The organism is Enterovibrio coralii, from assembly GCF_001559595.1.
Taxonomy (GTDB): domain Bacteria; phylum Pseudomonadota; class Gammaproteobacteria; order Enterobacterales; family Vibrionaceae; genus Enterovibrio; species Enterovibrio coralii.
The window spans coordinates 148,435-173,298 of record NZ_LNTY01000017.1; the positions used below are offsets into that span (position 1 = coordinate 148,435).

Annotated in this window: 15 protein-coding genes and 6 pseudogenes; 11 read left to right on the plus strand and 10 right to left on the minus strand. The window is 51.5% G+C overall.

The features are described 5' to 3' along the window. Positions 1 to 563 precede the first annotated feature (563 nt). Positions 564 to 806 carry a cell division protein ZapB gene (gene zapB, locus ATN88_RS05865; RefSeq protein ID WP_067412831.1) on the plus strand — a complete coding sequence of 81 codons (243 nt, stop codon included), beginning with the start codon at positions 564 to 566 and terminating at the stop codon, positions 804 to 806. A gap of 56 nt (positions 807 to 862) precedes the next feature. Here the strand turns inward: zapB and rraA are convergent, their stop codons facing one another. The 7 genes and pseudogenes from rraA to priA form a co-directional block, all read right to left on the minus strand. Beyond that, a complete protein-coding gene (gene rraA, locus ATN88_RS05870; protein ID WP_067412767.1) occupies positions 863 to 1,348 on the minus strand; it encodes a ribonuclease E activity regulator RraA in 486 nt (161 codons plus the stop codon). Between the two features lie 150 nt (positions 1,349 to 1,498). After that, a complete protein-coding gene (locus tag ATN88_RS05875) occupies positions 1,499 to 2,404 on the minus strand; it encodes a 1,4-dihydroxy-2-naphthoate polyprenyltransferase (protein WP_067412839.1) in 906 nt (301 codons plus the stop codon). A 175-nt stretch (positions 2,405 to 2,579) separates the two neighbouring features. Then, positions 2,580 to 3,913, minus strand: a pseudogene (gene hslU, locus ATN88_RS05880) (HslU--HslV peptidase ATPase subunit). Positions 3,914 to 3,928: 15 nt separating this feature from the next. Next, positions 3,929 to 4,453 (minus strand): ATP-dependent protease subunit HslV, encoded by a 525-nt coding sequence (gene hslV, locus ATN88_RS05885; RefSeq protein WP_067412770.1) that lies wholly within the window; start codon positions 4,451 to 4,453, stop codon positions 3,929 to 3,931. A 142-nt stretch (positions 4,454 to 4,595) separates the two neighbouring features. Beyond that, positions 4,596 to 5,156, minus strand: coding sequence for an SPOR domain-containing protein (locus ATN88_RS05890; RefSeq protein ID WP_067412841.1), 561 nt, complete (start codon positions 5,154 to 5,156; stop codon positions 4,596 to 4,598). A gap of 139 nt (positions 5,157 to 5,295) precedes the next feature. After that, the gene (gene cytR / locus ATN88_RS05895) at positions 5,296 to 6,327 is read right to left on the minus strand and encodes a DNA-binding transcriptional regulator CytR (protein ID WP_269748104.1); all 1,032 of its coding nucleotides are present in this window, start codon (positions 6,325 to 6,327) and stop codon (positions 5,296 to 5,298) included. 153 nt (positions 6,328 to 6,480) lie between these two features. Beyond that, a complete protein-coding gene (gene priA, locus ATN88_RS05900) occupies positions 6,481 to 8,676 on the minus strand; it encodes a primosomal protein N' (protein ID WP_067412776.1) in 2,196 nt (731 codons plus the stop codon). A gap of 279 nt (positions 8,677 to 8,955) precedes the next feature. Between priA and rpmE the strand changes: the two genes are divergently transcribed. Together rpmE and ATN88_RS05910 are read left to right on the plus strand one after the other, a co-directional pair. Further along, on the plus strand, positions 8,956 to 9,168 hold the full coding sequence (rpmE, locus tag ATN88_RS05905) for a 50S ribosomal protein L31 (RefSeq protein WP_067412779.1): 213 nt from the start codon (positions 8,956 to 8,958) through the stop codon (positions 9,166 to 9,168). Between the two features lie 514 nt (positions 9,169 to 9,682). Continuing rightward, the gene (locus ATN88_RS05910; protein WP_067412783.1) at positions 9,683 to 10,933 is read left to right on the plus strand and encodes a malic enzyme-like NAD(P)-binding protein; all 1,251 of its coding nucleotides are present in this window, start codon (positions 9,683 to 9,685) and stop codon (positions 10,931 to 10,933) included. An 80-nt stretch (positions 10,934 to 11,013) separates the two neighbouring features. Here the strand turns inward: ATN88_RS05910 and metJ are convergent, their stop codons facing one another. Then, a complete protein-coding gene (metJ, locus tag ATN88_RS05915) occupies positions 11,014 to 11,331 on the minus strand; it encodes a met regulon transcriptional regulator MetJ (protein WP_067412787.1) in 318 nt (105 codons plus the stop codon). Between the two features lie 209 nt (positions 11,332 to 11,540). Between metJ and ATN88_RS05920 the strand changes: the two are divergent. From ATN88_RS05920 to metF, 3 genes and pseudogenes are all read left to right on the plus strand, one after another. Continuing rightward, positions 11,541 to 12,706: pseudogene (locus ATN88_RS05920) on the plus strand (O-succinylhomoserine (thiol)-lyase). Then, a pseudogene (locus ATN88_RS05925) lies at positions 12,703 to 15,149 on the plus strand (bifunctional aspartate kinase/homoserine dehydrogenase II). The pseudogenes ATN88_RS05920 and ATN88_RS05925 overlap by 4 nt, the downstream one beginning before the upstream one ends. A gap of 213 nt (positions 15,150 to 15,362) precedes the next feature. Further along, a complete protein-coding gene (gene metF / locus ATN88_RS05930) occupies positions 15,363 to 16,253 on the plus strand; it encodes a methylenetetrahydrofolate reductase (RefSeq protein WP_067412789.1) in 891 nt (296 codons plus the stop codon). 61 nt (positions 16,254 to 16,314) lie between these two features. Here the strand turns inward: metF and ATN88_RS05935 are convergent. After that, positions 16,315 to 16,889: pseudogene (locus ATN88_RS05935) on the minus strand (PadR family transcriptional regulator). A gap of 114 nt (positions 16,890 to 17,003) precedes the next feature. Between ATN88_RS05935 and ATN88_RS05940 the strand changes: the two are divergent. Then, a complete protein-coding gene (locus ATN88_RS05940; RefSeq protein ID WP_157490662.1) occupies positions 17,004 to 17,216 on the plus strand; it encodes a hypothetical protein in 213 nt (70 codons plus the stop codon). Between the two features lie 13 nt (positions 17,217 to 17,229). Here ATN88_RS05940 and ppc read toward each other — a convergent pair. Beyond that, a pseudogene (ppc, locus tag ATN88_RS05945) lies at positions 17,230 to 19,858 on the minus strand (phosphoenolpyruvate carboxylase). A gap of 471 nt (positions 19,859 to 20,329) precedes the next feature. Here ppc and argC point away from each other — a divergent pair. From argC to argH, 4 genes and pseudogenes are all read left to right on the plus strand, one after another. Beyond that, positions 20,330 to 21,337 (plus strand): N-acetyl-gamma-glutamyl-phosphate reductase, encoded by a 1,008-nt coding sequence (argC, locus tag ATN88_RS05950; protein ID WP_067412795.1) that lies wholly within the window; start codon positions 20,330 to 20,332, stop codon positions 21,335 to 21,337. Positions 21,338 to 21,347: 10 nt separating this feature from the next. After that, on the plus strand, positions 21,348 to 22,127 hold the full coding sequence (argB, locus tag ATN88_RS05955; RefSeq protein ID WP_067412800.1) for an acetylglutamate kinase: 780 nt from the start codon (positions 21,348 to 21,350) through the stop codon (positions 22,125 to 22,127). 64 nt (positions 22,128 to 22,191) lie between these two features. Beyond that, positions 22,192 to 23,403 (plus strand): argininosuccinate synthase, encoded by a 1,212-nt coding sequence (locus ATN88_RS05960; protein ID WP_067412803.1) that lies wholly within the window; start codon positions 22,192 to 22,194, stop codon positions 23,401 to 23,403. A gap of 41 nt (positions 23,404 to 23,444) precedes the next feature. After that, positions 23,445 to 24,864 (plus strand): annotated as a pseudogene (gene argH / locus ATN88_RS05965) (argininosuccinate lyase); the annotation flags it as partial.

Sequence of the window (24,864 nt, forward strand, 5' to 3'; positions counted from 1 at the left end):
ACGGTGTACTGCGCTTTCACTTTCGTGATTATCACACGGAATATAAAGCCTCAACGGCGTTGAAACTAACTTCATATAAACGTAGGACAGCGAAATGTGCGTTCGCGCATTTTCTGACTATTTTTTGCTCGTTTGAGCATGAATGTCTTTCCCAAAAATGACAATTTGCGAAATCTGATAGCCTGAGGCAGCAAAAAAGAAAAAAGGCTGACAGAAACTGTCAGCCTTCGCCAAGTATGGCAAATCTTGGAATACTCCAAGAGAGATACGATCATCTTTACCCTATCATGACAAAAGTGAATAGAAATTGAGTAAAGTCGCATTTCTAGTCACTTTCTTGGTTTGGAAAGCTTAGATGCGTAAAAGATGAGAGATAAGAAGACGTTAGCTTTGCTGCTTTTTTGTTCGCTTGTGATCTAAAAGTGTATTAGGAAGGTGCGACTGTCGCCGAGCGCCGTTAGAATAGGATCTTCGGGACGCGTGAGGCAATCAAGCCTGTTGGCACAAGCCTTGGTAAGGTTCGCGTATTACGCTTACAACGTTGGAATATATAGGTGGCCTTGATGTCATTGGAAATTTTAGAGCAGCTTGAAGCCAAAGTTCAAATGGCTGTAGACACGATTTCTCTGCTGCAAATGGAAATCGAAGAATTAAAAGAAAAGAACGAATCACTGGGTCGTGAGTCTGACGCGGTGCGTGAGAACCGTGATGCGCTGGAACAAGAGAACGCGCGTCTGAAAGCTGACCACGAAGCGTGGCAACAACGTATTCGTAGCCTGCTGGGCAAAATCGAAGAAGTTGAATAACAAAAAAACAGAGCCGATTGGCTCTGTTTTTTTATGTGCAGTTGTCGAAAGAGCGGTTATTCGATATCAATCGGCTCTTGAGACAGAATGACACCTGTGGTGTCCGCGTATAGGTGATCTTCAGGAATGAAGGTCACGCCGCCAAAGTTAACCGGTACGTCAACTTCACCAATGCCTTGGCTGTCTGCGCCAACAGGAATAGATGCCAATGCCTGAATGCCGATATCGAACTCATCGAGTGCATCCACATCACGCACGCAGCCGTAGACCACGATGCCTTCCCAGTTGTTTTCTGTCGCCAGTGCCGTGATTTCAGCATCAACCAGCGCACGACGCAGTGAACCACCACCATCGACCAGCATCACGCGGCCTTCGCCGTCTTGCTCTGCTACCTGACGGATCACACCGTTGTCTTCGAAGCATTTCACCGTGGTGATTTGCCCCCCAAACGAGCTTCGTCCGCCGTAAGAGTTCATCATTGGTTCAAGTACATCAACCTGATCCAGGTACATGTCGCACAGTTCGGAGGTATTGTATTCCATAATCAGACTTCTTCTTGGGACGTAAAATGCCGGGAGGCAAGATTGTAGCTGCCTTTAAAAGGTGGCAGCTACCCTATGCAAAAAAGTATAACGACAAGGTAGTGCTTTGCAATGACTCAAAACACAATTCATCCGCCTTTCTTAGCGGTCTTATTGAAGTAGGATTCCCGCCGCAAACAAGATGTTAGTCAGTAATGCGACTTTCACCATGTCACCCATCATTGGGCGCAAGGTTTCCCCATCGTTTGATTGCCACACGGCCAAGCCGTGTTTTATTGCAAGCGGCGCAGACAGCAGGAATATCCAGCCTACTGGGCTGAGCTGCTGCATCACAGCAAACGCGGTGAAGCAGGCGTAAGCACCAACAAGTAGCACCTGATGGTAGACACGACCCCATTTCGGCCCCATGCGCACAACCAGCGTGTGTTTGCCACAGGCGCGATCGTTATCGATATCGCGAAGGTTGTTGATGTTCAACACACCGACGGCGAGCAAACCGCACGCGGTCGCAGGTAGTAACACTGTGGTCGCTAAGCCACCTGTTTGCAGATAGTAGGTCCCTGCCACACCCAACCAGCCGAAGAAAATCAGGACGGACAAATCACCAAGTCCTTGATAGCCATACGGCTTGTTACCCACGGTGTAGCAAATCGCGGCCACGATGGCTAATGCCCCGAGACCAATAAAACTCAAGATGTCTGTCGGCTTGTCAAAGGCGGTAAAGACAAGTGCGGCACCGGCAAGCATGGTCAGGATGACATTAAACACCATGGCGCTTTTCATCGCTTTGGGTGTGACGAGCCCTTGCTGAATGGCGCGTTTCGGACCCAGTCGGTCTTCGTTATCTGTGCCTTTCACCGCATCGCCATAATCGTTCGCAAGGTTCGATAGGATTTGCAGCAGCAAGGCAGTCACAAGCGCGAGCAGGGTGATAGACAGCGAGAACGCCGACGTTTGTGCCGCTACGGCACTGCCAGACAAAATACAGGCAATCGCAAGCGGTAGCGTTTTTGGACGGGCGGCTTCAAGCCAAATTTTAAAAGTGGATGCAGACATAGCTTGGCAAATCAAAATAAAGCAGGCGACATTATTGGTGTTTTTGTCTCATTGAGCAATGTCGATACTGAATCACCCCAATGCGAATAGCCCAAAACCTGAATATTCGCAGCGTTGAGAAAAAGGGCAGATAAAAAAACGGGCAACCCAAAGGTTGCCCGTTTTCTGGAATCCCTTACAGGATAAAGCGGCTCAGATCTTCGTCGTCAACCAGCTCTTCCAGGTGACCACGAACGTATTCCGCATTGATTTCGAAAGACTGACCACCACGCTCACTTGCGTCGTAAGAAATCTCATCAACCAGACGTTCCATCACAGTGTGCAGACGACGTGCACCGATGTTCTCGGTCTTCTCGTTCACACGCCATGCGGCGTTTGCGATCTCTTCAATACCGTCTTGAGTGAACGACAGGTTCACGTCTTCTGTGCCCATCAGTGCTGAATATTGTGCAGTCAGCGACGCATTTGGTTCAGTCAGGATGCGCTGGAAGTCAGACGCCGTCAGTGCTTCCAGTTCAACACGGATTGGCAGACGACCTTGCAGCTCTGGGATCAGATCCGATGGTGCGGCTACTTGGAACGCACCTGATGCAATGAACAGGATGTGGTCAGTTTTCACCATACCGTGCTTGGTTGACACTGTGCTGCCTTCAACCAGTGGTAGCAGGTCACGCTGAACACCTTCGCGAGAGACGTCTGGGCCTGAGCTTTCGCCACGCTTACAGATTTTGTCGATCTCATCGATGAACACGATACCGGTGTTTTCTACCGACGCGATTGCTTGCTCTTTCAGATCTTCCTGATTGACCAGCTTCGCTGCTTCTTCTTCAGTCACCGCTTTTAGTGCGTCTTTTAGCTTCATCTTGCGCTTTTTCGATGCGCCGTTGCCGCCAAGGTTTTGGAACATGCTCTGCAGCTGGTTAGTCATTTCTTCCATACCAGGAGGAGCCATGATTTCCATGCTCATTTGCGGCGCAGCAACGTCGATTTCGATTTCTTTGTCGTCAAGCTGGCCTTCGCGGATTTTCTACGGAAGCTTTGGCGAGCAGAAGAATCAGCCTTTGGCTCTTCATTCTGGCCCCAAGCGTCGCGAGGTGGTGGAAGCAGCACATCCAGAATGCGCTCTTCTGCCAGTTCTTCAGCGCGGAATTTTACTTTTTCCATCGCTTGCTGGTGGGTCATCTTGATAGCAACGTCGGTCAGATCGCGGATGATAGTCTCCACTTCCTTACCCACATAACCCACTTCGGTGAATTTGGTTGCTTCTACCTTGATGAAAGGCGCATTCGCCAGTTTTGCCAGACGACGTGCAATCTCGGTTTTACCCACACCCGTTGGGCCAATCATCAGGATGTTTTTCGGTGTTACTTCGGCGCGCAGATCATCATTGAGCTGCATACGACGCCAGCGGTTACGCAGGGCGATAGCAACAGCACGTTTAGCTTTGTGCTGACCAATGATGTGGCGGTCAAGTTCGGAAACAATTTCGCGTGGGGTCATTTCAGACATGATCTGATTCCTGCCTTAGTAATCTAATTCTTCGATGGTGTGGAACTGGTTGGTGAACACACAAATGTCACCTGCAATGGTCAGCGACTTCTCAGCGATAGTGCGCGCATCCAGGTCGGTGTTTTCCAGCAATGCTGTTGCGGCCGCTTGTGCGAAGTTACCGCCTGAACCAATAGCAATCAGATCATGCTCAGGCTGAACAACGTCACCGTTACCTGTGATAACCAGTGATGCGGTCTCGTCAGCCACGGCCAACAGTGCTTCCAGTCGGCGCAATGCGCGGTCGCTACGCCAGTCTTTTGCCAGCTCAACAGCGGCTTTGGTCAAATGACCTTGGTGCATTTCAAGCTTACGCTCAAAACGTTCGAATAGGGTGAAAGCATCTGCCGTGCCGCCAGCGAAACCTGCCAGTACTTTGTTGTTGTACAAGCGACGTACTTTGCGGGCATTGCCTTTCATTACGGTATTACCCAGTGACACTTGGCCATCACCGGCGATCACTACTTTGCCGTTGCGGCGAACTGAAACGATAGTTGTCACGGTAGAACCTCTACTTTTCTTTCTGGTTTTAGCCAGTATGAATCATTACTAGTGGAGGTGGGGATGAAGGAAAGGCAATTCAAGGGCAAAGTAGTGCGAGATGACTACTTTGCCTTATTTTTAAGCGAGATAAGGAGGAAAATTAGTTCCAATACCAGATAGCGCAAGGTTCGATGCCTGCACGCATCAACATGTTGCGGTCTCTTTCTGCTTCACGCTTGAGCGGATAAGGACCAAGTACTACGCGATACCAAATGCCTTTTTCGCCTTGGCTGGTCTTGATGTGACTCTCGAGGCCTTGGAAAGCGATCATGGCTTTGCGTTCATCTGCTTGGCTGGCACTGCGGTACGCACCGCATTGCATCAAGTAAGGGCGGCTTGAGACTTCCTGCTCGTTGGCTTCGACCGTGACTTTCTTGTTTTCCAGCTCTTCAATGTACGTCCACTCTTCCACAGGCTTAGGTGGAATGGTGTCTTCTTTTTTCGGTTTGGCCGGTTTTGCAGGCACGATTTTTTCAGCCGCAGGGGTTTCTGGTGGCTCAGACGTCGACAAGTAGTAAAGGCCATAGCCAAAACCTGCGAGCAAGACTAAAGCGATCAACGCCCACTTGAGGGGAAATGCTGACTTAGGAGGTTGCTTTTTTGTCGCTCGGGTTGGTTTTCGCGGTGATTTTCCGCGCTTGACATAATCTCTGGTTGCCACTGATTTGCGTATCTTTTCTTCAAGTCGTTGGCTATATGTTACTGGCTTGAGTGGATCTAAGCCAGTGCTCAAGGGCGATTGATCTTCCAGTGTGTTGCGTTGATGCAATTTTCTGGCAGATCAATCGCCCCTGGGCGCATTAGCGAGACGGTGGCGCCACGCTCTCGCGAATGACGAGTTGGGCATCGAGCAGTCTTGAGCCTGCTTGAACATCATTACCCTTGAGGATCTTCAACAGCATTAACATGGCCTGGCGACCGATGTCGTAGCGCGGCTGAGAAACCGTCGTCAGTGCTGGGTCGCAGTACTCTGCGAATTGAATGTCATCAAAGCCCACGATAGAAATATCGTGAGGTACACGGAAGCCCAAGCGTTTTGCTTGCTGCATTGCACCAATAGCCATGACATCCGAGTGACAGAACACTGCGGTAGGAGGGGTTGGCAGCGACAGCAATGTGGTCATAGCACGCGCGCCTGCTGAGAATGTAAAGTCACCAGCGACAGTATAAGCAGGGTTAATGATAACGCCGCCGCGACGCAAAGCTTGTTGATAGCCTTGGACACGGAACTGGGTCAGTGCAGCGTCTGGGTCACCCGTAATTTGTGCAATTTGTTTGTGTCCGACTTGCGTCAGGTAGTTCACTGCTTCAAACGCGGCTGTCAGGTTGTCGATGTGCACGGTTGGCAGTTCCAACTCTGGCGCATATTCACAAGCCATCACCAGCGGTGGCAGGTTTTTTTGTTCTGGTTTACTGACGTCAAACGGAAGATCGGTGCCGAGCAGCAGCATCCCATCTGCTTGCTTGGTAAAGACGAGGTTCACGAACGAGCTTTCGCGACTTTCCTGTTGACCGCTGTCACCGAGCAGGACCAAGTAGCCATGCTCCATCGCCGCTTCTTCAATACCGCGGATGATCTCGGTGAAGTACGGGTCACAGATGTCAGGAACGATCGCAACGATCGTTTTAGACTCATTGCGTCTTAGGTTGCGAGCCAATGAATTCGGGCTGTAGCCGGCCTCCATTACTGCTTGTTCGACTTTTTTCCGCGTAGACGCCGACACCTTTTCCGGGTTCATCAGCGCACGGGATACCGTCGCCGTCGAGACGCCGGCCAGATGGGCAACATCCTTCATTGTCGCCATAGTAGTTTTCCTCTTGCTTGTTTTTATTGGCAAATGCTTCCCGTGAGGGACCTACAGCAATGAGACAACTGTTGTCTACACCCTCTATCTTAATCTTATGGGGCTGTATTAAACATGGTCATGTTAACAGTTATTTCAAGAATACCGTGATGTCGATCGGTTTAGTTGAATGAAATTTGTTCAGCTCATGTCCTGAGGTTCGATATCGAGCGACCAGCGCACTTTCTTAGACAAAGGCAATTGTCGAATCGCCGGAAGGGCAATTGACAAGCGCTGTTGCAATATTCGACGGTTCGGTGCTTGGAAAATAAGTTGCCAACGATAACGCCCAGAACGGCGGTGTAAAGGCGCCGGTGCCGGCCCCATTACCGCACACTCATCATTTTCAATCGGGCTTGCGTCCAGCACTGTGCGCGCTTGATAAAGGAACTGCTCGACCATCTCACTTTGGTGCCCTTCGGCGCGGATCAGTGCGAAGAAGCTGTAAGGCGGCAGTTGCGCCTGTTTGCGCTCTTGAAGCGCGGCGCGGGCAAAGCTGTCGTAACCTTGATGCGTCAAAGATTGCAGCAGGGCATGCTCAGGGTGGTGCGTTTGCAACAAGACGTAACCTGGTTTGCTGGCGCGTCCTGCCCGTCCCGCAACCTGTACAAAAAGTTGTGCTAATCGCTCCGGTGCACGGAAGTCATTGCTGAACAGGGCACTGTCGACATCCACCAAGGCCACGAGGGTAACATCCGGAAAATGGTGACCTTTCGCCAACATTTGGGTACCAATCAGAATTTGGTATTCCTTGTTGTGAATGGCGTTGAGGTAGTTTTCCAACGCCCCTTTACGGCGAGTGTTGTCCCTGTCGATCCGAATGGTTTTGTATTCTGGGAACAAGGTTGTCAGTTGGGATTCCAACTGCTCTGTACCCACGCCAACACTGATAAGCTGCGTTGAACCACAGCTGCCGCATTGATGCGGGATAGGACGCTGTGAGCCGCAGTGGTGACAGCGCAGCTCGCCACTTTGCTGATGCAGGGTGTAATACGCATCACAGCGTTTGCATTCGGCCAGCCATCCACATTCGTGACACATCAAGGCTGGCGCGTAGCCGCGACGGTTCAAAAACAGCATCACCTGATTGCCATCATTGAGGTGCTTTCGCATCTCGGCAATCAGCGGCGCGGAAAGACCTGCTTCTAGGTAGAGACCGCGAATATCCAGTACGCCGTGTTTGGCTTTCACCGCATTCCCCGCACGCTTGGTGAGCGTGAGGTGGTGATATTTGCCGGTTGTGGCATTGTGCAAACTTTCCAACGACGGTGTGGCTGAGCCCAAAATCACCGGAATGTTTTCTTCGTGCCCGCGCATGACCGCCAGATCGCGTGCGTGATAGCGAAACGAGTCTTGCTGCTTATATGACGCATCGTGCTCTTCATCGACGATGATAATGCCGAGCGATTTGCACGGAGAGAAGAGGGCAGAACGCGTCCCGATGATGATCGCAGCGTCATTGTCTCGCGCAGCCAGCCAAGCGTTAAGACGCTCGGTGTCATTAAGCCCTGAGTGCAGTACTTCTACCGGTACATTAAAGCGGCGTTTAAAACGGTTGATGGTTTGAGGCGTCAGGCCAATCTCGGGCACCAGAATAAGGGCTTGTTGCCCGCGCTTTAGCACAGGCTCTAACAGGTTTAGATACACCTCGGTTTTGCCCGAGCCCGTTACCCCCTCAATCAAGTAGCAGCCAAATTCTGGGTTGGCGTTGATGGTTGCCACCGCCATGGCTTGCTCGTGGTTGAGAGTGGGTTTGTCTTCAATCACCTCATAGCGACGCTGCCAAGGGTCGGTTGGCTTGTCAGTGCTTGCCGATATCCAGCCTTTTTCTTCCAGCGTTTTCAGTGTGGGGGCCGTGACCTCTTGCTCTAACACATCGCTGTGGTTCATTGCGCCCGCGCGAAGTAATTGAAGAACGCGTGCCTGTTTGGGCGCGCGCGTGAGACCCGTCAGAGGTTGGTCTCGACCCGCTTCTGTTAAGGACCACTGCTTTTCATGCTCGCGAATCGCAGGTTTGCCTTTTCTAAGGTGTCCCGGCATGACTGTTGCAAGCGCATCGCCCAGCGGATACTGGTAATAGCGGCTCGCCCAGTTTAATACCTTATATAAGGAGGGACGCCAAAGAGGGGCCGTGTCCAAGACCGCATTGATGGGTTTGATTTGCTCAAGCGGGAACTCAGAGGTATCAGTCAATGCGGTGACAATGCCGACTTTATACTGCTTACCAAATGGCACACGCACGCGACCGCCCACGACTGGCATCTCATTGGCGATGCGATAGTCGAAGGTTTTATGTAATGGAACGGGCAGGGCAACCTGCGCAATGGTCGGGGTCATGCAGTGCGTACAATCTGGTTAAGGTGTGTTGGCGACAGTGTACCTAGGAGACAGAGAGGCGAAAAGCGCACAACCCAAATTCTCTTAAGGCATTGAGAAATTTCTTTGCTTACCGGTAGATAGACTAGCGCAAACGTCATGCTGGAAATGAATTGAACAAAAAAGTTGCGATCGTCGGTCACCTTGATTAGAATTTCGCGCCTTACAAATGTTTGTTAACGACGTGTGGTGCCCGATAGGCTCGGGAGAGCGACACGGCCTTTATTAGAGGTTATCCCTATGAAAGCTGGTATCCATCCAGAATACGCTGCAGTAACTGCGAAATGTTCTTGCGGCAACACTTTTGAATTCCGTACTACTCTGGGTAAAGACATCAACCTGGACGTATGTGACAAGTGTCACCCATTCTACACTGGCACTCAACGTGTTGTTGACACCGGTGGCCGTGTTGACCGCTTCAACAAGCGTTTCGGCATGCTGTCTAGCAAGTAATTCTTGCCAGAATCCGAAAAAAAGGGGTGCTTACGCACCCCTTTTTTTATGCCGTTACAGCTTGTAAGACCTTTTACGTCTTTGAGTATAGGTAGATTATGGCAGTTATACCAATCGACGTAAGAAGTTATCGACACTGACTCTCTGACATTCCCCAATGTCTCCTTTCGCTTTGAGCCGTTTTTATTACTCAGCGTCATATTCACTCGATTTTTTATACTAATTGGTATTATCCAAGTGAATGGCTGGTTCAACGAACGTCACTGCGTTAACATCTCGTTATTCCCGCCTATGTTTGACCTTTTAGCGTCATAGTCAGTGTGTACACTTACCGTGATTTAAGTCAGCTAAACTTAAAGGATTAGCTGCGCATTACTGAGATGCAGTCAGGCGTTTTGCGGTTGTGAAATGCTCGTGTTGGCATTTCTTTTTACTGCTGTTCGCCCTTTTTGCTTGCGCGTCAGGCCTACAGCAAGGTTACATCGCCAATAACAAATACAGTCAGGAAAACTACATGTCTGAAGACAAACGCCAACAAGCACTGGACTATCATGCTTACCCAGTACCAGGCAAAATCTCTGTAGAACTTACTAAACCCGCTGATACCGTTGAAGATCTTGCTCTGGCTTACAGCCCAGGCGTGGCTGAGCCCGTCCGTGAGATCGCTCAAGATGCTGATAACGTCTACAAATACACAGCAAAAGGCAACATGGTCGCGGTTATCTCAAACGGCACTGCAATCCTAGGTCTGGGTAACCTTGGCCCGCTGGCCTCTAAGCCAGTGATGGAAGGTAAAGCACTGCTGTTCAAACGCTTTGCGGGTCTAGACTCTATCGATATCGAAGTGAAACACCGCACCATTGAAGAGTTTGTTGATACCGTTGCGAACATCTCTGACACCTTTGGTGGTATCAACCTAGAAGACATCAAGGCACCAGATTGTTTCGAGATTGAAAAGCAGCTGATTGAGCGTTGCCACGTTCCTGTTTTCCACGATGACCAACACGGTACGGCTATCGTCACCGCTGCGGGCATGCTGAACGCACTTGAGCTGCAAGGCAAGAACATCAACGAAGCGGTGATTGTATGTCTGGGCGCAGGTGCTGCGGCGGTGGCATGTATGGAACTGCTGATCAAATGTGGCGCACAGCGTGAGAAAATTTACATGCTGGACCGCAAAGGCGTGATTCACACGCGCCGTGACGATATCAACGAATACAAGCAACTGTTTGCGAACAATACCGACAAACGCACGCTGGAAGACGTGATTGAAGGTGCGGACATCTTCTTGGGTGTGTCAGGCCCTGATCTGCTGCCACCTGAAGCTCTGAAGCTGATGGCGGATAACCCAATCGTATTTGCATGTTCAAACCCAGACCCAGAAATCAAACCTGAACTGGCACACGAAGTGCGTGACGATCTGATCATGGGCACCGGCCGTTCAGATTACCCGAACCAAGTAAACAACGTGCTGTGTTTCCCATTCATCTTCCGCGGTGCGTTGGACGTACGTGCAAGTCGCATCAATGACGAGATGAAACTGGCGGCAGTAGACGCGATTCGCTCTCTGGCAAAAGAGCCAGTACCCGCAGAAGTGTTGAAAGCGGCACGCGTTGACGCACTGACTTTCGGTAAAGAATACATCATTCCAAAACCAATGGACCCACGTCTGCTGCCTCGCGTGGCGAAAGCGGTTGCGGTTGCGGCGGTTGAGTCTGGCGTTGCGCGCATTGAAATGCCTGAAAACTACATGGAAGACAAATAAGTCTTTTTGTCAGGCGTAGAAAGAAAAAAACCAGCCAATTGGCTGGTTTTTTTGTGTTTATTGTCTTTGCGCTGACGAAATCAATATTCTTCTTCGTTAAACTCAATGCCGAGTTCTTTCATAATGCGCTTGGCTTCTACAGGCACGCTATCAGCTTTGTCCTTGCGAATATCATCATCCGTTGGCAGTGGCTGACCTGTGTATGCGTGCAGAAACGCTTCACACAGCAGTTCACTGTTGGTGGCGTGGCGTAGATTATTAACCTGACGGCGTGTACGCTCATCGGTCAGGATCTTAAGCACTTTCAGCGGGATAGAAACGGTGATTTTCTTTACCTGCTCTTTCTTTTTACCGTGCTCTGCGTACGGGTTAATGTATTCGCCATTCCAGTCTGCCATTGGTCACCTTCTTAGCAGTTTATCTATACAAGTTGCTGTCAAGGCGTGAAACAACGCGCCCAAGTTGGATGAACCACAAATTCTAGCGATATCGACCGCTATATGTAAAGACATATAGACGTCTAGAAGGATTGACGTCTCGTTATTTAATGGTTAAGGTTGGGTATATTCTGCTCGAAATACGAACATCTAAGACAGGGAAGCACGCAATGAGTGACAAGAAGTCAGCAACCATCGCAGTACGTACAGGTATCACCACCGACTCACAACATCATGCCGTGGTTCCACCTATTTATCTATCAACAAATTACGAGTTTCCAGAATTTGGTGAAGTGCCGACTTACGACTATGCGCGTGGCGGTAACCCAACCCGTAGTTTGTTGGAATCTGCACTCTCTGAGCTAGAGCACGGCGCGGGTGCCGTGGTGACCAACTGTGGCATGTCAGCATCAACCTTCTTCTTTCTTTGCTTTCTCCTGATGATCTTATCGTCGCACCGCACGATTGCTACGGCGGAACATACCGTCTGTTTGATTCACGTGCCAAGAAAGGGGCGTTCAAGGTTGAATTTGTCGACCAAACGGACAGCAATGCGCTGGATGTGGCACTTGAGAAAAAGCCAAAGCTGGTATGGATTGAAACCCCGTCTAACCCGCTGCTTCGCGTGGTAGATATTGCAGAAATCAGCAAGAAGGCACACGCCGTTGGCGCAAAGGTTGGCGTAGACAATACCTTCTTGTCTCCCGTCCTACAGCAGCCACTGACGCTTGGCGCAGATTTCGTTGTGCATTCGACCACTAAGTTTATCAATGGTCACTCAGATACCGTTGGTGGCGTTGTGGTCGCAAAAGACGCTGAGCTGGCAGATGAGCTAAAGTGGTGGGGCAACTGCATCGGCGCAACAGGTAATGCGTTTGACAGCTACATGACGCTGCGTGGTTTGCGTACCTTGAGTGCAAGAATGCGCCAGCACGAAGAGAACAGCGCGGCTGTGCTTGAATACCTGAAAACTGAGGCTTTGGTGAAGGTTATTTACCATCCGGCACTGCCAGATCACCCAGGCCATGACATTGCGAAGAAACAACAATCAGGTTTCGGTGGAATGTTGAGCTTTGAGCTTAAAGGCAACGAAGAAGAGCTGAAACTTTTCCTCGGCTCACTTAAGCTATTCTCTTTGGCCGAATCGCTGGGTGGCGTGGAAAGTCTCGTGACGCATCCAGGCTCGATGACCCATCGCGCCATGTCGGACGAAGCACAAGCGGAAGCGGGTATTGCCGCAACGCTATTGCGTTTGTCTATTGGTCTGGAGGATCATACTGATCTGGTCGCAGACCTAAAATATGCATTTGATAAAGTAAGAGAGAGCCAGCAATGAGCGCGGTTGAAGTAGTATCCCCTCAGCAGTTGCATTCCCGTCAGTTACACAAGTTCGGTGGCAGTAGCCTTGCCGACCCAGATTGTTTTCGCCGTGTCGCGAAAATCCTAGAACAATACAGTGGTGCAACGGACATCATTGTGGTGTCTGCGGCAGGTAAAACCACCAACAGACTGATCGAATGGCTGTCTCTGCTTAGTCAGGATGGGCGTCTTGCCCACGAAAGCCTGCAGAGCCTGCGTAAATACCAGCAGGATCTGATTGAGAACCTGATTGAAGGCGACCAGAAACAAGATTTGGTCGACCTGCTGTACAACGATTTCAGTGAGATGGCGAAGGCCGCAGAGTCCTTACCGCTTTCTGATGCACAGCGCGCTTGGGTACAAGGCTTCGGTGAAGTCTGGTCGGCGCGTTTGCTGTCTTCTCTCCTGACACAACAAAATTTGCCTGCGGTGAAACTGGACTCCCGTTCGTTTCTTCGTGCAGAGCGTGGCGCGCAACCTGAAGTGGATCGCGCAAGCTCATGGCCGTTGCTGAAAGAGCAATTGATCCAGCACACGCAGCGTCGTGTGGTGATCACGGGCTTCATGGCACAAAACAAAGAAGGCGAGACCGTCCTGCTGGGCCGAAACGGCTCTGACTACTCAGCAACGCTCATTGGCGCATTGGCCGACGTGTCACGCGTGACATTTGGAGTGATGTCGCGGGCGTATACAGTGCCGACCCACGTGTTGTGACAGATAGCTGCCTGTTGCCTCTGCTGCGCCTCGATGAAGCTGCTGAGCTGGCACGCCTTGCCGCACCTGTACTGCACACCCGCACCTTGCAACCAGTCGCGCAAAGCAATATCGACTTGAACCTGCGTTGCAGCTACGACCCAGAATCGGGCTCAACCCGCATCGAACGCGTCTTGGCCTCAGGCCGCGGGGCAAAAATCATTACATCTTTGAATGATGTGTGCGTGCTGCAACTGGATGTGCCGCGTGCACACGACTTTGTTGCCGCTAAGCGCGACGTTGAAAGCTTGCTGAGCAAAAAACAAATTCAGCCATTGGCTGCGTCGTCCAGTGCCGATCAGTACCGCATTCAGCTGGCTTACACTGCAGAAGTGGTCAACAGCGTGCTGGAGCAACTGCAAAACGCCGGTATCCCAGCGGAAATCCGTCTTCGTGAAGGGTTTAGCATGGTTGCCGCAGTCGGTGCAGGCGTGACGGCTAACCCTGTGCATTGCCACGGCTTTTATCAGCAGCTTCGCGGTCAGCCGATGGAGTTTATCTGTGAGTCGTCTAATGGGCTCAGCATCGCTGCCTTGCTTCGTAAAGCCAACACCTCTTCTTTGGTTGCTGATATTCACCGCCAACTGTTTCAGGCTCAACGACGCATCGGCTTAGTCCTGCTGGGTAAAGGCAACATCGGCAGCCGCTGGTTGTCTCTGTTCAGCGAGCAAAAAGCGGCACTGGAAAAACGTCACGGCATGAATTTCGAGCTGATCTCTGTCCAAGACAGTGACGATCAGTGGGTAGATTTCAACGGCATTGACGCCGCGTCTGTGATGGAAAAGTTTGCCGAGAAAGCCACGCCATACAAAGAGTCAGAGTGGATCAGCAACCTACTCAACCACCCATTTGATGACATTGTGGTGTTGGACGTCACCGCAAGTACACCGCTGGCGCAGCAATACACCGAACTGGCCGAGCATGGTTTCCACCTCATCTCTGCCAACAAGGTCGCGGGGTCCGCGAGCGCGGAGCTTTACCATCAAGTGCAGGACGCGTTTGCAAAGACGGGGCGCTTTTGGCTGTATAACGCGACGGTAGGAGCAGGACTACCTATTAATCACACGGTGCGTGACCTTCGCGAAAGTGGCGATCAGATCATTGCGCTGTCGGGCATTTTCTCTGGCACTTTGTCTTGGCTGTTCCAGCAGTTTAATGGCGATGTGCCATTTAGCGAGCTACTAGAGCAAGCCTGGCAACAAGGCCTGACCGAACCGGATCCTCGCGAAGACCTCAGCGGTGCTGATGTGATGCGAAAGCTGGTGATCTTGGCGCGTGAATCAGGTCTGGCACTGGAGCCTGAGCAAGTGCAAGTGCAATCACTGGTACCGGAAGCGCTGGCCTCGCTGTCGCTGGACGCCTTCCTTGACCAAAGTGCCAAGCTGGATGACGTGCTGGCCGAGTGGCTGGAACGGGCGCACAAAGAGCACGGTGTGCTTCGCTACGTGGCGCGTCTGACCCGTGAAGGCAAAGCGCGTGTCGGTATTGAAGTGCTGCAAGAAGAGCATCCACTGGCGAACCTGTTGCCGTGTGACAACATCTTCGCGATTGAAAGCCAATGGTACCGTGAGAACCCGTTGGTGATTCGTGGGCCGGGTGCGGGCCGTGATGTCACCGCAGGAGCCTTACTGTCAGATTTGAATCGTATTGCGTCTTTGCTGAAATAAGCCAAATCGAGTGAAGAAAAGCGGAGCCTGATGCTCCGTTTTTTTGTATGCAAAGCGCGGTATGTGAAGAAGTTACATGCCGATCATGAAGAAAATTCAAGTTAACAGCGTTGACTTTAAATTGTCCGCAATTCATTATTTGGACATATAGACGGCTAGACGTGTCGTCAAGGAAAAGGATTTTTCGGCGAGGATGCCGGGTAGGGAGACATTATGGGTTACTCACACGCGAGCCACTTGGACGCACTCAATCAAAACCTTTCTGATTTGAATGGCGACATCAATGTGTCATTCGAATTCTTCCCGCCGAGCACCGAGTCGATGGAACAAACGCTGTGGGCTTCGGTTCAACGCCTGAAAACGTTGCAGCCAAAGTTTGTGTCCGTGACTTACGGTGCGAATTCAGGCGAGCGCGACCGTACACACTCCATCGTGAAAAGCATCAAGCAGGAAACGGGCATTGAAGCCGCGCCGCACCTAACGTGTATCGATGCGAGCCGCGATGAGCTGAAAACCATTGCCCGTGACTACTGGGAAAGTGGAATTCGTCATATCGTTGCGCTGCGTGGCGATCTGCCGGAGAAAAGCCAAAAGCCCGACATGTACGCCTCCGATTTGGTCGAGCTTTTGAAGGGCGAGGCGGACTTTGATATTTCCGTTGCGGCTTACCCTGAAGTGCACCCAGAAGCGAAAAGCGCGCAGGCGGATCTCATCAACCTAAAACGCAAGGTGGACGCGGGCGCAAACCGTGCCATTACCCAGTTCTTTTTTGATGTGGAAAGCTACCTGCGTTTTCGTGACCGCTGCGTGGCGGCAGGCATAGATGTTGAAATCATTCCGGGTATTTTGCCTGTATCGAATTTTAAGCAAGCCTCTAAGTTTGCCAAGATGACCAACGTGCGCATCCCTCACTGGATGAACAAGCAATACGACGGCCTGGAAGATGACCCAGTGACACGCCAGATGGTTGGTGCGAGCAATGCGATCGATATGGTGCGCGTACTTAGCCGCGAAGGCGTGAAGGACTTTCACTTCTACACACTGAACCGCGCAGAACTTACCTACGCGCTGTGTCATACCTTGGGGATTCGCCCTACGCTGTAAAGCCAGCCGTTAGCAAAGATAAAAAAAGCCGTCATGATGACGGCTTTTTGCATTGTGGTGCTTAGCGTGATGCGGCGACGCGAGGAATGCTGTCTTCGCTTTCCATCATGTTCAGTTGCATCAAGACTTCTTCTGCCCAGGTTAACCAGGCTTCTTTATTCAGAATATTGCGGCGCAGTGTCAGGCGCTCAAGACGACCTTCGCGGGTCAGGATAGCGGTTTCGCTGTACTGGCCTCGCTCCAAATCACGGAACTGGCTGAGTTCAATGCGTGCCTCGTCCATCAGGGCATGCATGTGCTCAATCATAGGTGCGGCATCGAAAATGCTGCAGGTGAGAAGTTTTGCAGAAATCTCATCGCGTTCGGTGGGGTGTTTAGCCGGAAGCAAGAACCACTCATAGAGCTTTGCCTACCGATTTCAGTAATGGAGTAAACCTTACGATCAGGCTTCCCATCTTGCGGTTCGAGTCGACAACTGACAGCACCCTGATCAGCGAGCTTATTCAGTTCTCGATAGACTTGCTGGTGACTGGCTTTCCAAAAGTGTCCGATAGCGTTGGAAAACTCTTTGGTTATATCGTAACCCGTCGCGTCGCGGTGACTAAGCACCGTCAGAATTACATGTGGTAGTGACATCTCTTCTATCCAAAATCGTAAAAGGCGATCCGTTGCCCGGGGATGTCGCTCTTTGGCGAGTTTTTTATTCCCATTGCTAGGGAGGATCGACACACTTTCCTATCAACGATGACCATGCCAACGCGCACCGAATACCCTGGTGCAAAAGGTCAACGCGATGGGAAAACAAAGCGGTTAGTTATGTTTGATGCTGTCTGCGCAGTAAAATGGCGTTGCCAGCTTGCTGTTGCAGAACAACATATTAATAACATTATCAATGCAACAACAAACGAAAAAGCATTAAACGAACAAAAAAGGCTGCAACATGGCAGCCTTTCTTATTTTTGAACCGATTTCTCACTTACCCGGTGTTGCGCATGCCTGCTGCAATACCTGCGATAGTCACCATGAGTGCATCGTCGAGCGGTGTGTGCTCTTCTTCGGTCGCGCGAGTACGTTGTAGTAGCTCGGCTTGAAGCATGTTGAGAGGCTCAACATAGATGTTACGCAGGCGAATAGCTCGGCACCCCAAGGGTTTTGCTCCATCAGGTGATCGCTGTTCTCAACCATCAGCACGGCTTTGATATCCTGTGCTAAACGAGAGCGTAGCTGCTCACCTAGTGGCCATAACTCTTCTGCCACCAACTGCTCGTCGTAGTATTTCGAGATTGACGCGTTGGTCTTGGTGTAAACCATCTCTAACATACCCAGACGGGTTGAGAAGAAAGGCCACTCGCGACACATTTCTTCCAGTTGTTTGAGGTGACCGTGGTCGATAGAGAACTGGATCGCCTGACCTGCACCCAACCAAGCTGGCAGCAGCAGACGGTTCTGGCTCCATGCGAAAATCCATGGAATGGCACGCAAGCTTTCTACGCCGCCGTTCGGGTTACGCTTAGAAGGACGAGACCTAGCGGCAGTTTGCCCAATTCCAGCTCAGGCGTGGCAGAGCGGAAGTAGGGAACGAAGTCTTTATTGCCACGCACGATGTCGCGGTAGGCTTCACAAGACACTTCGCTGAGTGACGCCATCAGGTCGCGCCATTCTTGTTTTGGCTCTGGCGGTGGTAGCAGGTTCGCTTCCAAAATCGCGCTCGCGTACAAGTTCAGGCTGTGAATAGCCACATCTGGCAGACCCAGCTTAAAGCGGATCATTTCGCCTTGCTCGGTCACACGCAGGCCGCCTTTCAGGCTACGAGGTGGCTGAGACAGCAGCGCAGCGTGCGCAGGCGCACCACCACGACCGATAGAACCTCCACGACCATGGAACAGCACCAGATCCACACCTTGTTCTTCACAAAGCGTGACCAGAGATTCCATCGCTTGGTACTGTGCCCAACCCGCCGCCATCACACCGGCATCTTTTGCTGAGTCAGAGTAGCCAATCATGACCATCTGGAAGTTTTGAATGAAGCCACGGTACCAGTCGATGTTCAGAAGCTGACGGATAACCGACTCAGCGTTGTTGAGGTCATCAAGGGTTTCGAATAGCGGACACACATCCATACGGAATGGGCAGCCTGCTTCTTTCAGCAGCAGGTGAACCGCCAGTACGTCAGAGGCGGTGCGTGCCATGGAAATAACGTAAGCACCCAGTGCTTCGCGTGGCTGCTGAGCAACGATGCGGCAGGTATCCAGCACTTCCTGAACTTCATCCGACGGTTCCCAATCGCGTGGCAACAGTGGGCGTTTTGAGCTCAGCTCACGGATCAGGAACGCTTGTTTGTCTTGTTCGCTCCATTGGCTGTAATCGCCCATGCCCAGCGTGCGGGTCACTTCAGATAGCACGTTCGCATGGCGGGTGCTTTCTTGGCGGATATCCAGCTTAATCAGGTTCACACCAAAGGTGCGGATACGGCGCAGCGTATCAAGCAGCAGGCCATCAGCGATGATGCCCATACCGCACTCATGCAGAGACTGGTAACACGCGTGCAGCGGTGTCCACAGTTGGTCTGCATGGGTCAGAATGTCTTTGTTGTCAGCGCGCTGGCCTTTGATTTTCGCATCCAGGTAATCCAGCGTGTTGTTCAAGGTTTTGCGCAGTGACTTCAAGATGGCACGGTACGGTTCGTGCTCGTCACCAGCAAGGGCGCGGACCATGTCATTACAGCGTGTCATTGACAGTTCGCTGATCAGCTCTTGCAGGTCGCCCAAGTAAAGGTCAGCCGCTTTCCAGCGAGACAGCAGCAGCACTTCACGGGTGACTTCTGAGGTCACGAATGGGTTACCGTCGCGGTCACCGCCCATCCAGCTTGAGATCTGAATCGGTGACGCTTCGATCGCCAGGCCGCGACCCAAGTGGTTTTTCAGCTTCTGGTCAAACTGGCGCAGGAATTCTGGTACGGCTTGCCACAGGCTGTTTTCGATAACGGCATAACCCCATTTCGCTTCATCAAGCGGGCTAGGGCGTTGCTGACGGATAACGTCAGAGTGCCATGCCTGTGCAATCAGCTGCTCTAGGCGCAGCTCTGCTTTCGCGCGCTCGCTGTGAGACAGGTCGCTCAGCTCAAGCTTGGACAAGCATTTGTTGATTTGAACAAGTTTATGAATGGTCGTACGACGCGCAATCTCAGTAGGGTGCGCGGTCAACACCAGCTCAATTTTCAGATCGTCTACCGCTTTGTCAGTGTCAGCCGGGGACACATCGTTGCCTTTCAGGCGGGTGAACAAATCATCGATAGAGTCTGGGTTGCAGACGAATTCTTCGCAGTGACGAGAAACAGAGTGGTATTGCTCGGCGATATTGGTCAGGTTCAAAAACTGACTGAATGCGCGCGCAACAGGCAACATCTGGTCGTTAGGCAGGTTTTGCAGGACATCGATCAGCTTGGCGTGATCGTCTTGGTTGCCTGCAGAAGCAGATTTAGAGAGCTTACGGATCTCTTCTACTTTCGCCAGTAACTCTTCACCATGAGCATCCTTAATCGTGTTGCCCAGCAGGTGACCCAGCATACTGACATTGCTCTTTAGAGCGTCGTACTTGTCATTCATATGGCGTCCGTTTCGTAACTTTGTTACATCCAAATTGCAATCTTAACGGCTCAACATAGCCAATTACAGCCCCTTAGGTCAATCATCCTTAACGATATAGTTTTTGAATTTCGCTCGCATCCCTTGGCAGCTCTAGTGTGGCGCGGGATGTAACAAAATTACAATAAGACCTGTTAGTCATGCACTTTTTTCGAGGTGTCAGAGTCACCTCTGTTTATTTTGCCTTTGATGTTGACATTAGTCATTTATAACGTTAAAAAGCACATATAAATTCATTAAAAATGAATAAACAATTAAAAATAGCTCATGGAAGCAGAGAGCAGGTACGATATCAAGATGGACAAGTTTTCAACACCCCTTCTTCAGCGACGACGCCGACGTTAAGACTAACGTTGGGTCTTTCGTGCCCCTCCCGCAGCTGAGCAAGCTGGATGCATTACCATTCATCATCGAATAGAAAACGGATTTTTCATGCTAAAGACAGTGATTGTCGGGGCCAGTGGCTACACCGGTGCCGAGCTGACCAAAATGGTCCACCTCCATCCAGAGCTTGAACTGAGCGGCTTGTATGTGTCTGAAAACAGTGCAGATGCTCTGACGCCAATCAGCGATCTCCACGGCACATTGAAAGGGTTGGTGGATTTGCCGCTTCAACCACTCAAAGACGTCGCAGCTGTGGCAAAAGGCGCAGACATTGTGCTGCTGGCAACCGCCCACGAAGTCAGCCACAACATCGCACCCACGTTTCTCGCAGAGGGCTGTAAGGTCTTCGACTTGTCGGGTGCATTCCGTGTTCAGTCTGACAGCTTCTACACCCACTACTACGGCTTTGCCCATCAATACGGCGAGTGGTTAGAAAAAGCCGTTTACGGCCTTGCTGAATGGAATGATGCCGCTATTGCTCAAGCAGACTTGGTCGCCGTTCCTGGATGCTATCCAACGGCTTCTCAATTGGCACTAAAACCCCTTGTCGATGCTGGTCTTTTGGATTTAAACCAGTGGCCTGTTATTAACGCCGTGAGCGGTGTATCAGGTGCTGGTCGCAAAGCGTCTATGATCAATAGCTTTTGCGAAGTCAGCCTTCATGCCTATGGTGTGTTTACCCACCGTCACCAACCAGAGATCGCTGCGCACCTTGGCTGTGATGTGATTTTTACCCCACACCTTGGCAACTTCAAACGCGGCATTCTCGCCACCATCACTGCCAAGTTGGCAGATGGCGTAAGCGTTGAGCAAATCACAGAGGCGTTAACCACCGCCTATGCTGACAAACCTTTTGTTCGTCCACTGGGCGCAGGCCAAAGTGCCAAGTTGCAATCTGTGCAAAACACGGGCTTTTGCGACATTGGCTGGGCCGTGAAAGGTCAGCACATCATTCTGACGTCAGCTATCGACAACCTGCTGAAAGGCGCGGCGAGCCAAGCCATGCAGTGTGTGAATATTCGTTTCGGTTTCCCTGTATTAACTGCGATTGTGTAGGAGTGCGTTCATGAGTCTACGTCCTTTAGTCGTCAAGCTGGGTGGTGCAGCCCTTTCTTGCACAGAAACACTGGAAAAGCTTTTCAGCACCATCAGCCAATACAAAGAGTCTGCGCATCGCGATCTGGTGATTGTTCACGGCGGCGGCTACTTGGTGGACGACCTGATGAAAGCGCTGAACCTGAAAGTAGAGAAAAAGCAGGGTCTGCGTGTTACGCCGAAAGACCAAATCAACGTGGTGGCGGGTGCGCTGGCAGGTACAGCGAACAAGCTGCTACAAGGTGAAGCCATTAAAAGCGGTATCAATGCCATCGGCCTAAGCCTTGCTGACGGCGGCCTTTGCCAGATTGAACAACTCGACCCTGAGCTTGGCAATGTGGGCAAAGCGTCGCCGGGCAACTCTTCGGTACTGCAAGCCATTTTGGCAACAGGCGCAGTGCCAATCATCAGCTCTATCGGTATCGATGGTGACGGTGAGTTGATGAACGTGAATGCAGACCAAGCCGCGGTCGCAGTGGCTGCCGCGCTGGATGCGGAGCTGGTGCTGCTGTCTGATGTCAGCGGCGTGCTAAACGGCAAAGGCAAGTTGATGCCAACGCTGGATGAGAAACTGGCCAACGAATTGATTGAAAGCGGCGTGATCACTGACGGCATGATTGTCAAAGTGCGTGCGGCGTTTGATGCGGCGAAAGCCCTAGGAAGACCGATTGAAGTGGCAACGTGGCGCTACCCGGAAAAGCTGGCAGAGCTTTTCGGCGGCAGCAACATTGGCACACGTTTTACCGTTTAAACCGAATTTTTAGTCGTTTACCGCCTGTACTGACCGTCAGAGCGGTTTAACAAGGAGAAGTGACATGAGCGATATCAAAAAGGTAGTACTTGCATACTCTGGCGGTCTGGATACGTCGGCGATCATTCCATGGCTGAAAGAAAACTATGACTGTGAAGTTGTGGCGTTTGTGGCAGATGTGGGTCAGGGCGAAGAAGAGCTGGTGGGCATCGAGGAAAAAGCGATCGCATCAGGTGCATCAGCGTGTTACATCGCTGATCTGAAAGACGAGCTGGTTGCTGATTACATCTACCCAAGCCTGAAAACCGGTGCCGTGTACGAAGGCAAATACCTGTTGGGTACGTCAATGGCGCGTCCAATCATCGCAAAAGCACAAGTGGAGTGTGCACTGGAAGTCGGCGCAGACGCACTGTGTCACGGCTGTACCGGTAAAGGTAACGACCAAATCCGTTTCGAAAGCGCATTCGCAGCACTGGCACCACAACTGAAAGTGATTGCACCTTGGCGTGAGTGGGACCTGCGTTCACGTGAAGCCCTGCTGGACTATCTGGCAGAGCGCAACATCCCATGTACGGCAAGCCTTGAGAAAATCTACAGCCGTGATGCAAATGCATGGCACATCTCAACCGAAGGCGGCGTACTGGAAGACACGTGGAATGCACCGAACGAACTTTGCTGGGTATGGACTGTTGACCCAGAGCAAGCACCGGATCAATCAGAAACCGTTTCTCTGCTTGTAGAAAAAGGGGAAGTGGTTGCCGTTGACGGCGAGCGCATGACGCCATACCAAGTATTGACCACGCTGAATGAAAAAGGCGCGCGTCACGGTGTTGGCCGTATCGATATCGTTGAAAACCGTCTGGTGGGTATGAAGTCTCGTGGCTGTTACGAAACTCCAGGGGGCACCATCATGATGGAAGCACTGCGCGGCGTTGAGCAGTTGGTGCTGGACAAAGATTGCTTTGAGTTCCGTGAAGAACTGGGCCTGAAAGCATCGCACCTTATCTATGATGGCCGTTGGTTCACACCACTGTGTAAATCGATTCTTGCGGCTGCGGACACAATCGCAGAAGCCGTTACCGGTGAAGTGGTAGTGAAACTGTACAAAGGACACGCTACAGTAGTGCAGAAGCGCTCGCTCAACAGCCTGTACTCAGAAGAGTTTGCTACCTTCGGTGAAGATGACGTGTATGACCACAGCCATGCTGGTGGCTTCATCCGCCTCTACTCGCTGTCGAGCCGTATTCGTGCGCTGAACGAGAAAAAACAAAAATAGACAGCAGCTTGGAAGCAATAGAGTTTTAAGGAGAAGTACATATGGCGTTATGGGGCGGAAGGTTTAGTCAGGCAGCTGATACACGTTTTAAGCAGTTCAATGATTCGCTGCGTTTTGACTATCGCCTCGCGGAGCAGGACATCGTCGGTTCAATTGCATGGTCGAAGGCCCTGCGTTCTGTCGGTGTGCTGAGTGAGCAAGAGCAACAACGTTTGGAGCTTGCGCTCAACGAAATCAAGCTGGCTGTGATGGAAGATCCAGAGCAGATCCTGCGCTCCGATGCCGAAGACATTCATAGCTGGGTGGAGCAGCAACTGATCGCCAAAGTCGGCGATTTGGGTAAAAAGCTGCACACAGGCCGTTCGCGTAACGATCAGGTCGCGACGGACCTCAAGCTCTGGTGTCGTCAGCAAGGCCAACAACTTCTACTTGCACTCGACAAGCTGCAAAACCAGATGGTGCAGGTGGCGGCAGAAAACCAAACCACGGTGCTGCCAGGATACACCCACCTGCAACGCGCACAGCCAGTGACCTTTGCGCACTGGTGTCTGGCTTATGTAGAAATGTTTGAGCGTGATTACTCACGCTTGAGCGATGCATTAAATCGCCTTGATACCTGCCCGTTGGGCTCAGGTGCCTTGGCGGGAACCGCGTACCCGATTGACCGTGAAGCCTTGGCGCACAGCTTGGGTTTCCGCCGCGCAACCCGTAACAGCTTGGATTCGGTGTCTGACCGTGACCATGTGATGGAGCTGATGTCTGTTGCATCCGTGTCCATGCTTCACCTTTCTCGTATGGCCGAAGATCTGATTTTCTACAACTCCGGTGAGTCCGGTTTTGTTGAGCTGGCAGATACCGTGACTTCGGGTTCTTCTCTCATGCCGCAGAAGAAAAATCCCGATGCGCTAGAACTAATTCGTGGTAAGACTGGCCGTGTCTACGGTGCCATGTCTGCGATGATGATGACGGTAAAAGCCCTTCCGCTTGCCTACAACAAGGACATGCAGGAAGACAAAGAAGGTCTGTTTGACGCGCTGGATACTTGGTTTGACTGTATCGAGATGGCTGCGCTTTGTTTCGACGGCATCAAAATCAACAAAGAGCGTACGCTGGAAGCGGCAATGCAAGGCTACTCGAACGCGACTGAGCTGGCGGATTATCTGGTTGCCAAAGGCATTCCTTTCCGTGAAGCCCACCACATCGTCGGTGTGGCGGTTGTGGCCGCGATAGAAAAAGGCTGCGCGCTGGAAGAGATGTCGCTGGAAGAGATGAAGCAATTCTCTTCGGTGATTGATGAAGACGTGTACCCCATCCTGACGATTGAGTCGTGCCTTGAGAAGCGTTGTGCGCTGGGTGGCGTGGCACCGAATCAGGTGGAATATGCCATTAGTCAGGCTGAGAAGCGTTTGGAGAAACGTTACTCCCGCGTGTGAAAGTGCGCGGTGCACGTCTCACCGACCT

What these genes read in the sequence shown, in the direction of transcription:
- zapB (WP_067412831.1), top strand. Translation starts at nt 564, where the DNA reads ATGTCATTGGAAATTTTAGAGCAGCTTGAAGCCAAAGTTCAAATGGCT.
- rraA (WP_067412767.1), bottom strand. Translation starts at nt 1,348, where the DNA reads ATGGAATACAATACCTCCGAACTGTGCGACATGTACCTGGATCAGGTT.
- ATN88_RS05875 (WP_067412839.1), bottom strand. Translation starts at nt 2,404, where the DNA reads ATGTCTGCATCCACTTTTAAAATTTGGCTTGAAGCCGCCCGTCCAAAA.
- priA (WP_067412776.1), bottom strand. Translation starts at nt 8,676, where the DNA reads ATGACCCCGACCATTGCGCAGGTTGCCCTGCCCGTTCCATTACATAAA.
- rpmE (WP_067412779.1), top strand. Translation starts at nt 8,956, where the DNA reads ATGAAAGCTGGTATCCATCCAGAATACGCTGCAGTAACTGCGAAATGT.
- ATN88_RS05910 (WP_067412783.1), top strand. Translation starts at nt 9,683, where the DNA reads ATGTCTGAAGACAAACGCCAACAAGCACTGGACTATCATGCTTACCCA.
- metJ (WP_067412787.1), bottom strand. Translation starts at nt 11,331, where the DNA reads ATGGCAGACTGGAATGGCGAATACATTAACCCGTACGCAGAGCACGGT.
- metF (WP_067412789.1), top strand. Translation starts at nt 15,363, where the DNA reads ATGGGTTACTCACACGCGAGCCACTTGGACGCACTCAATCAAAACCTT.
- ATN88_RS05940 (WP_157490662.1), top strand. Translation starts at nt 17,004, where the DNA reads ATGCCAACGCGCACCGAATACCCTGGTGCAAAAGGTCAACGCGATGGG.
- argC (WP_067412795.1), top strand. Translation starts at nt 20,330, where the DNA reads ATGCTAAAGACAGTGATTGTCGGGGCCAGTGGCTACACCGGTGCCGAG.
- argB (WP_067412800.1), top strand. Translation starts at nt 21,348, where the DNA reads ATGAGTCTACGTCCTTTAGTCGTCAAGCTGGGTGGTGCAGCCCTTTCT.
- ATN88_RS05960 (WP_067412803.1), top strand. Translation starts at nt 22,192, where the DNA reads ATGAGCGATATCAAAAAGGTAGTACTTGCATACTCTGGCGGTCTGGAT.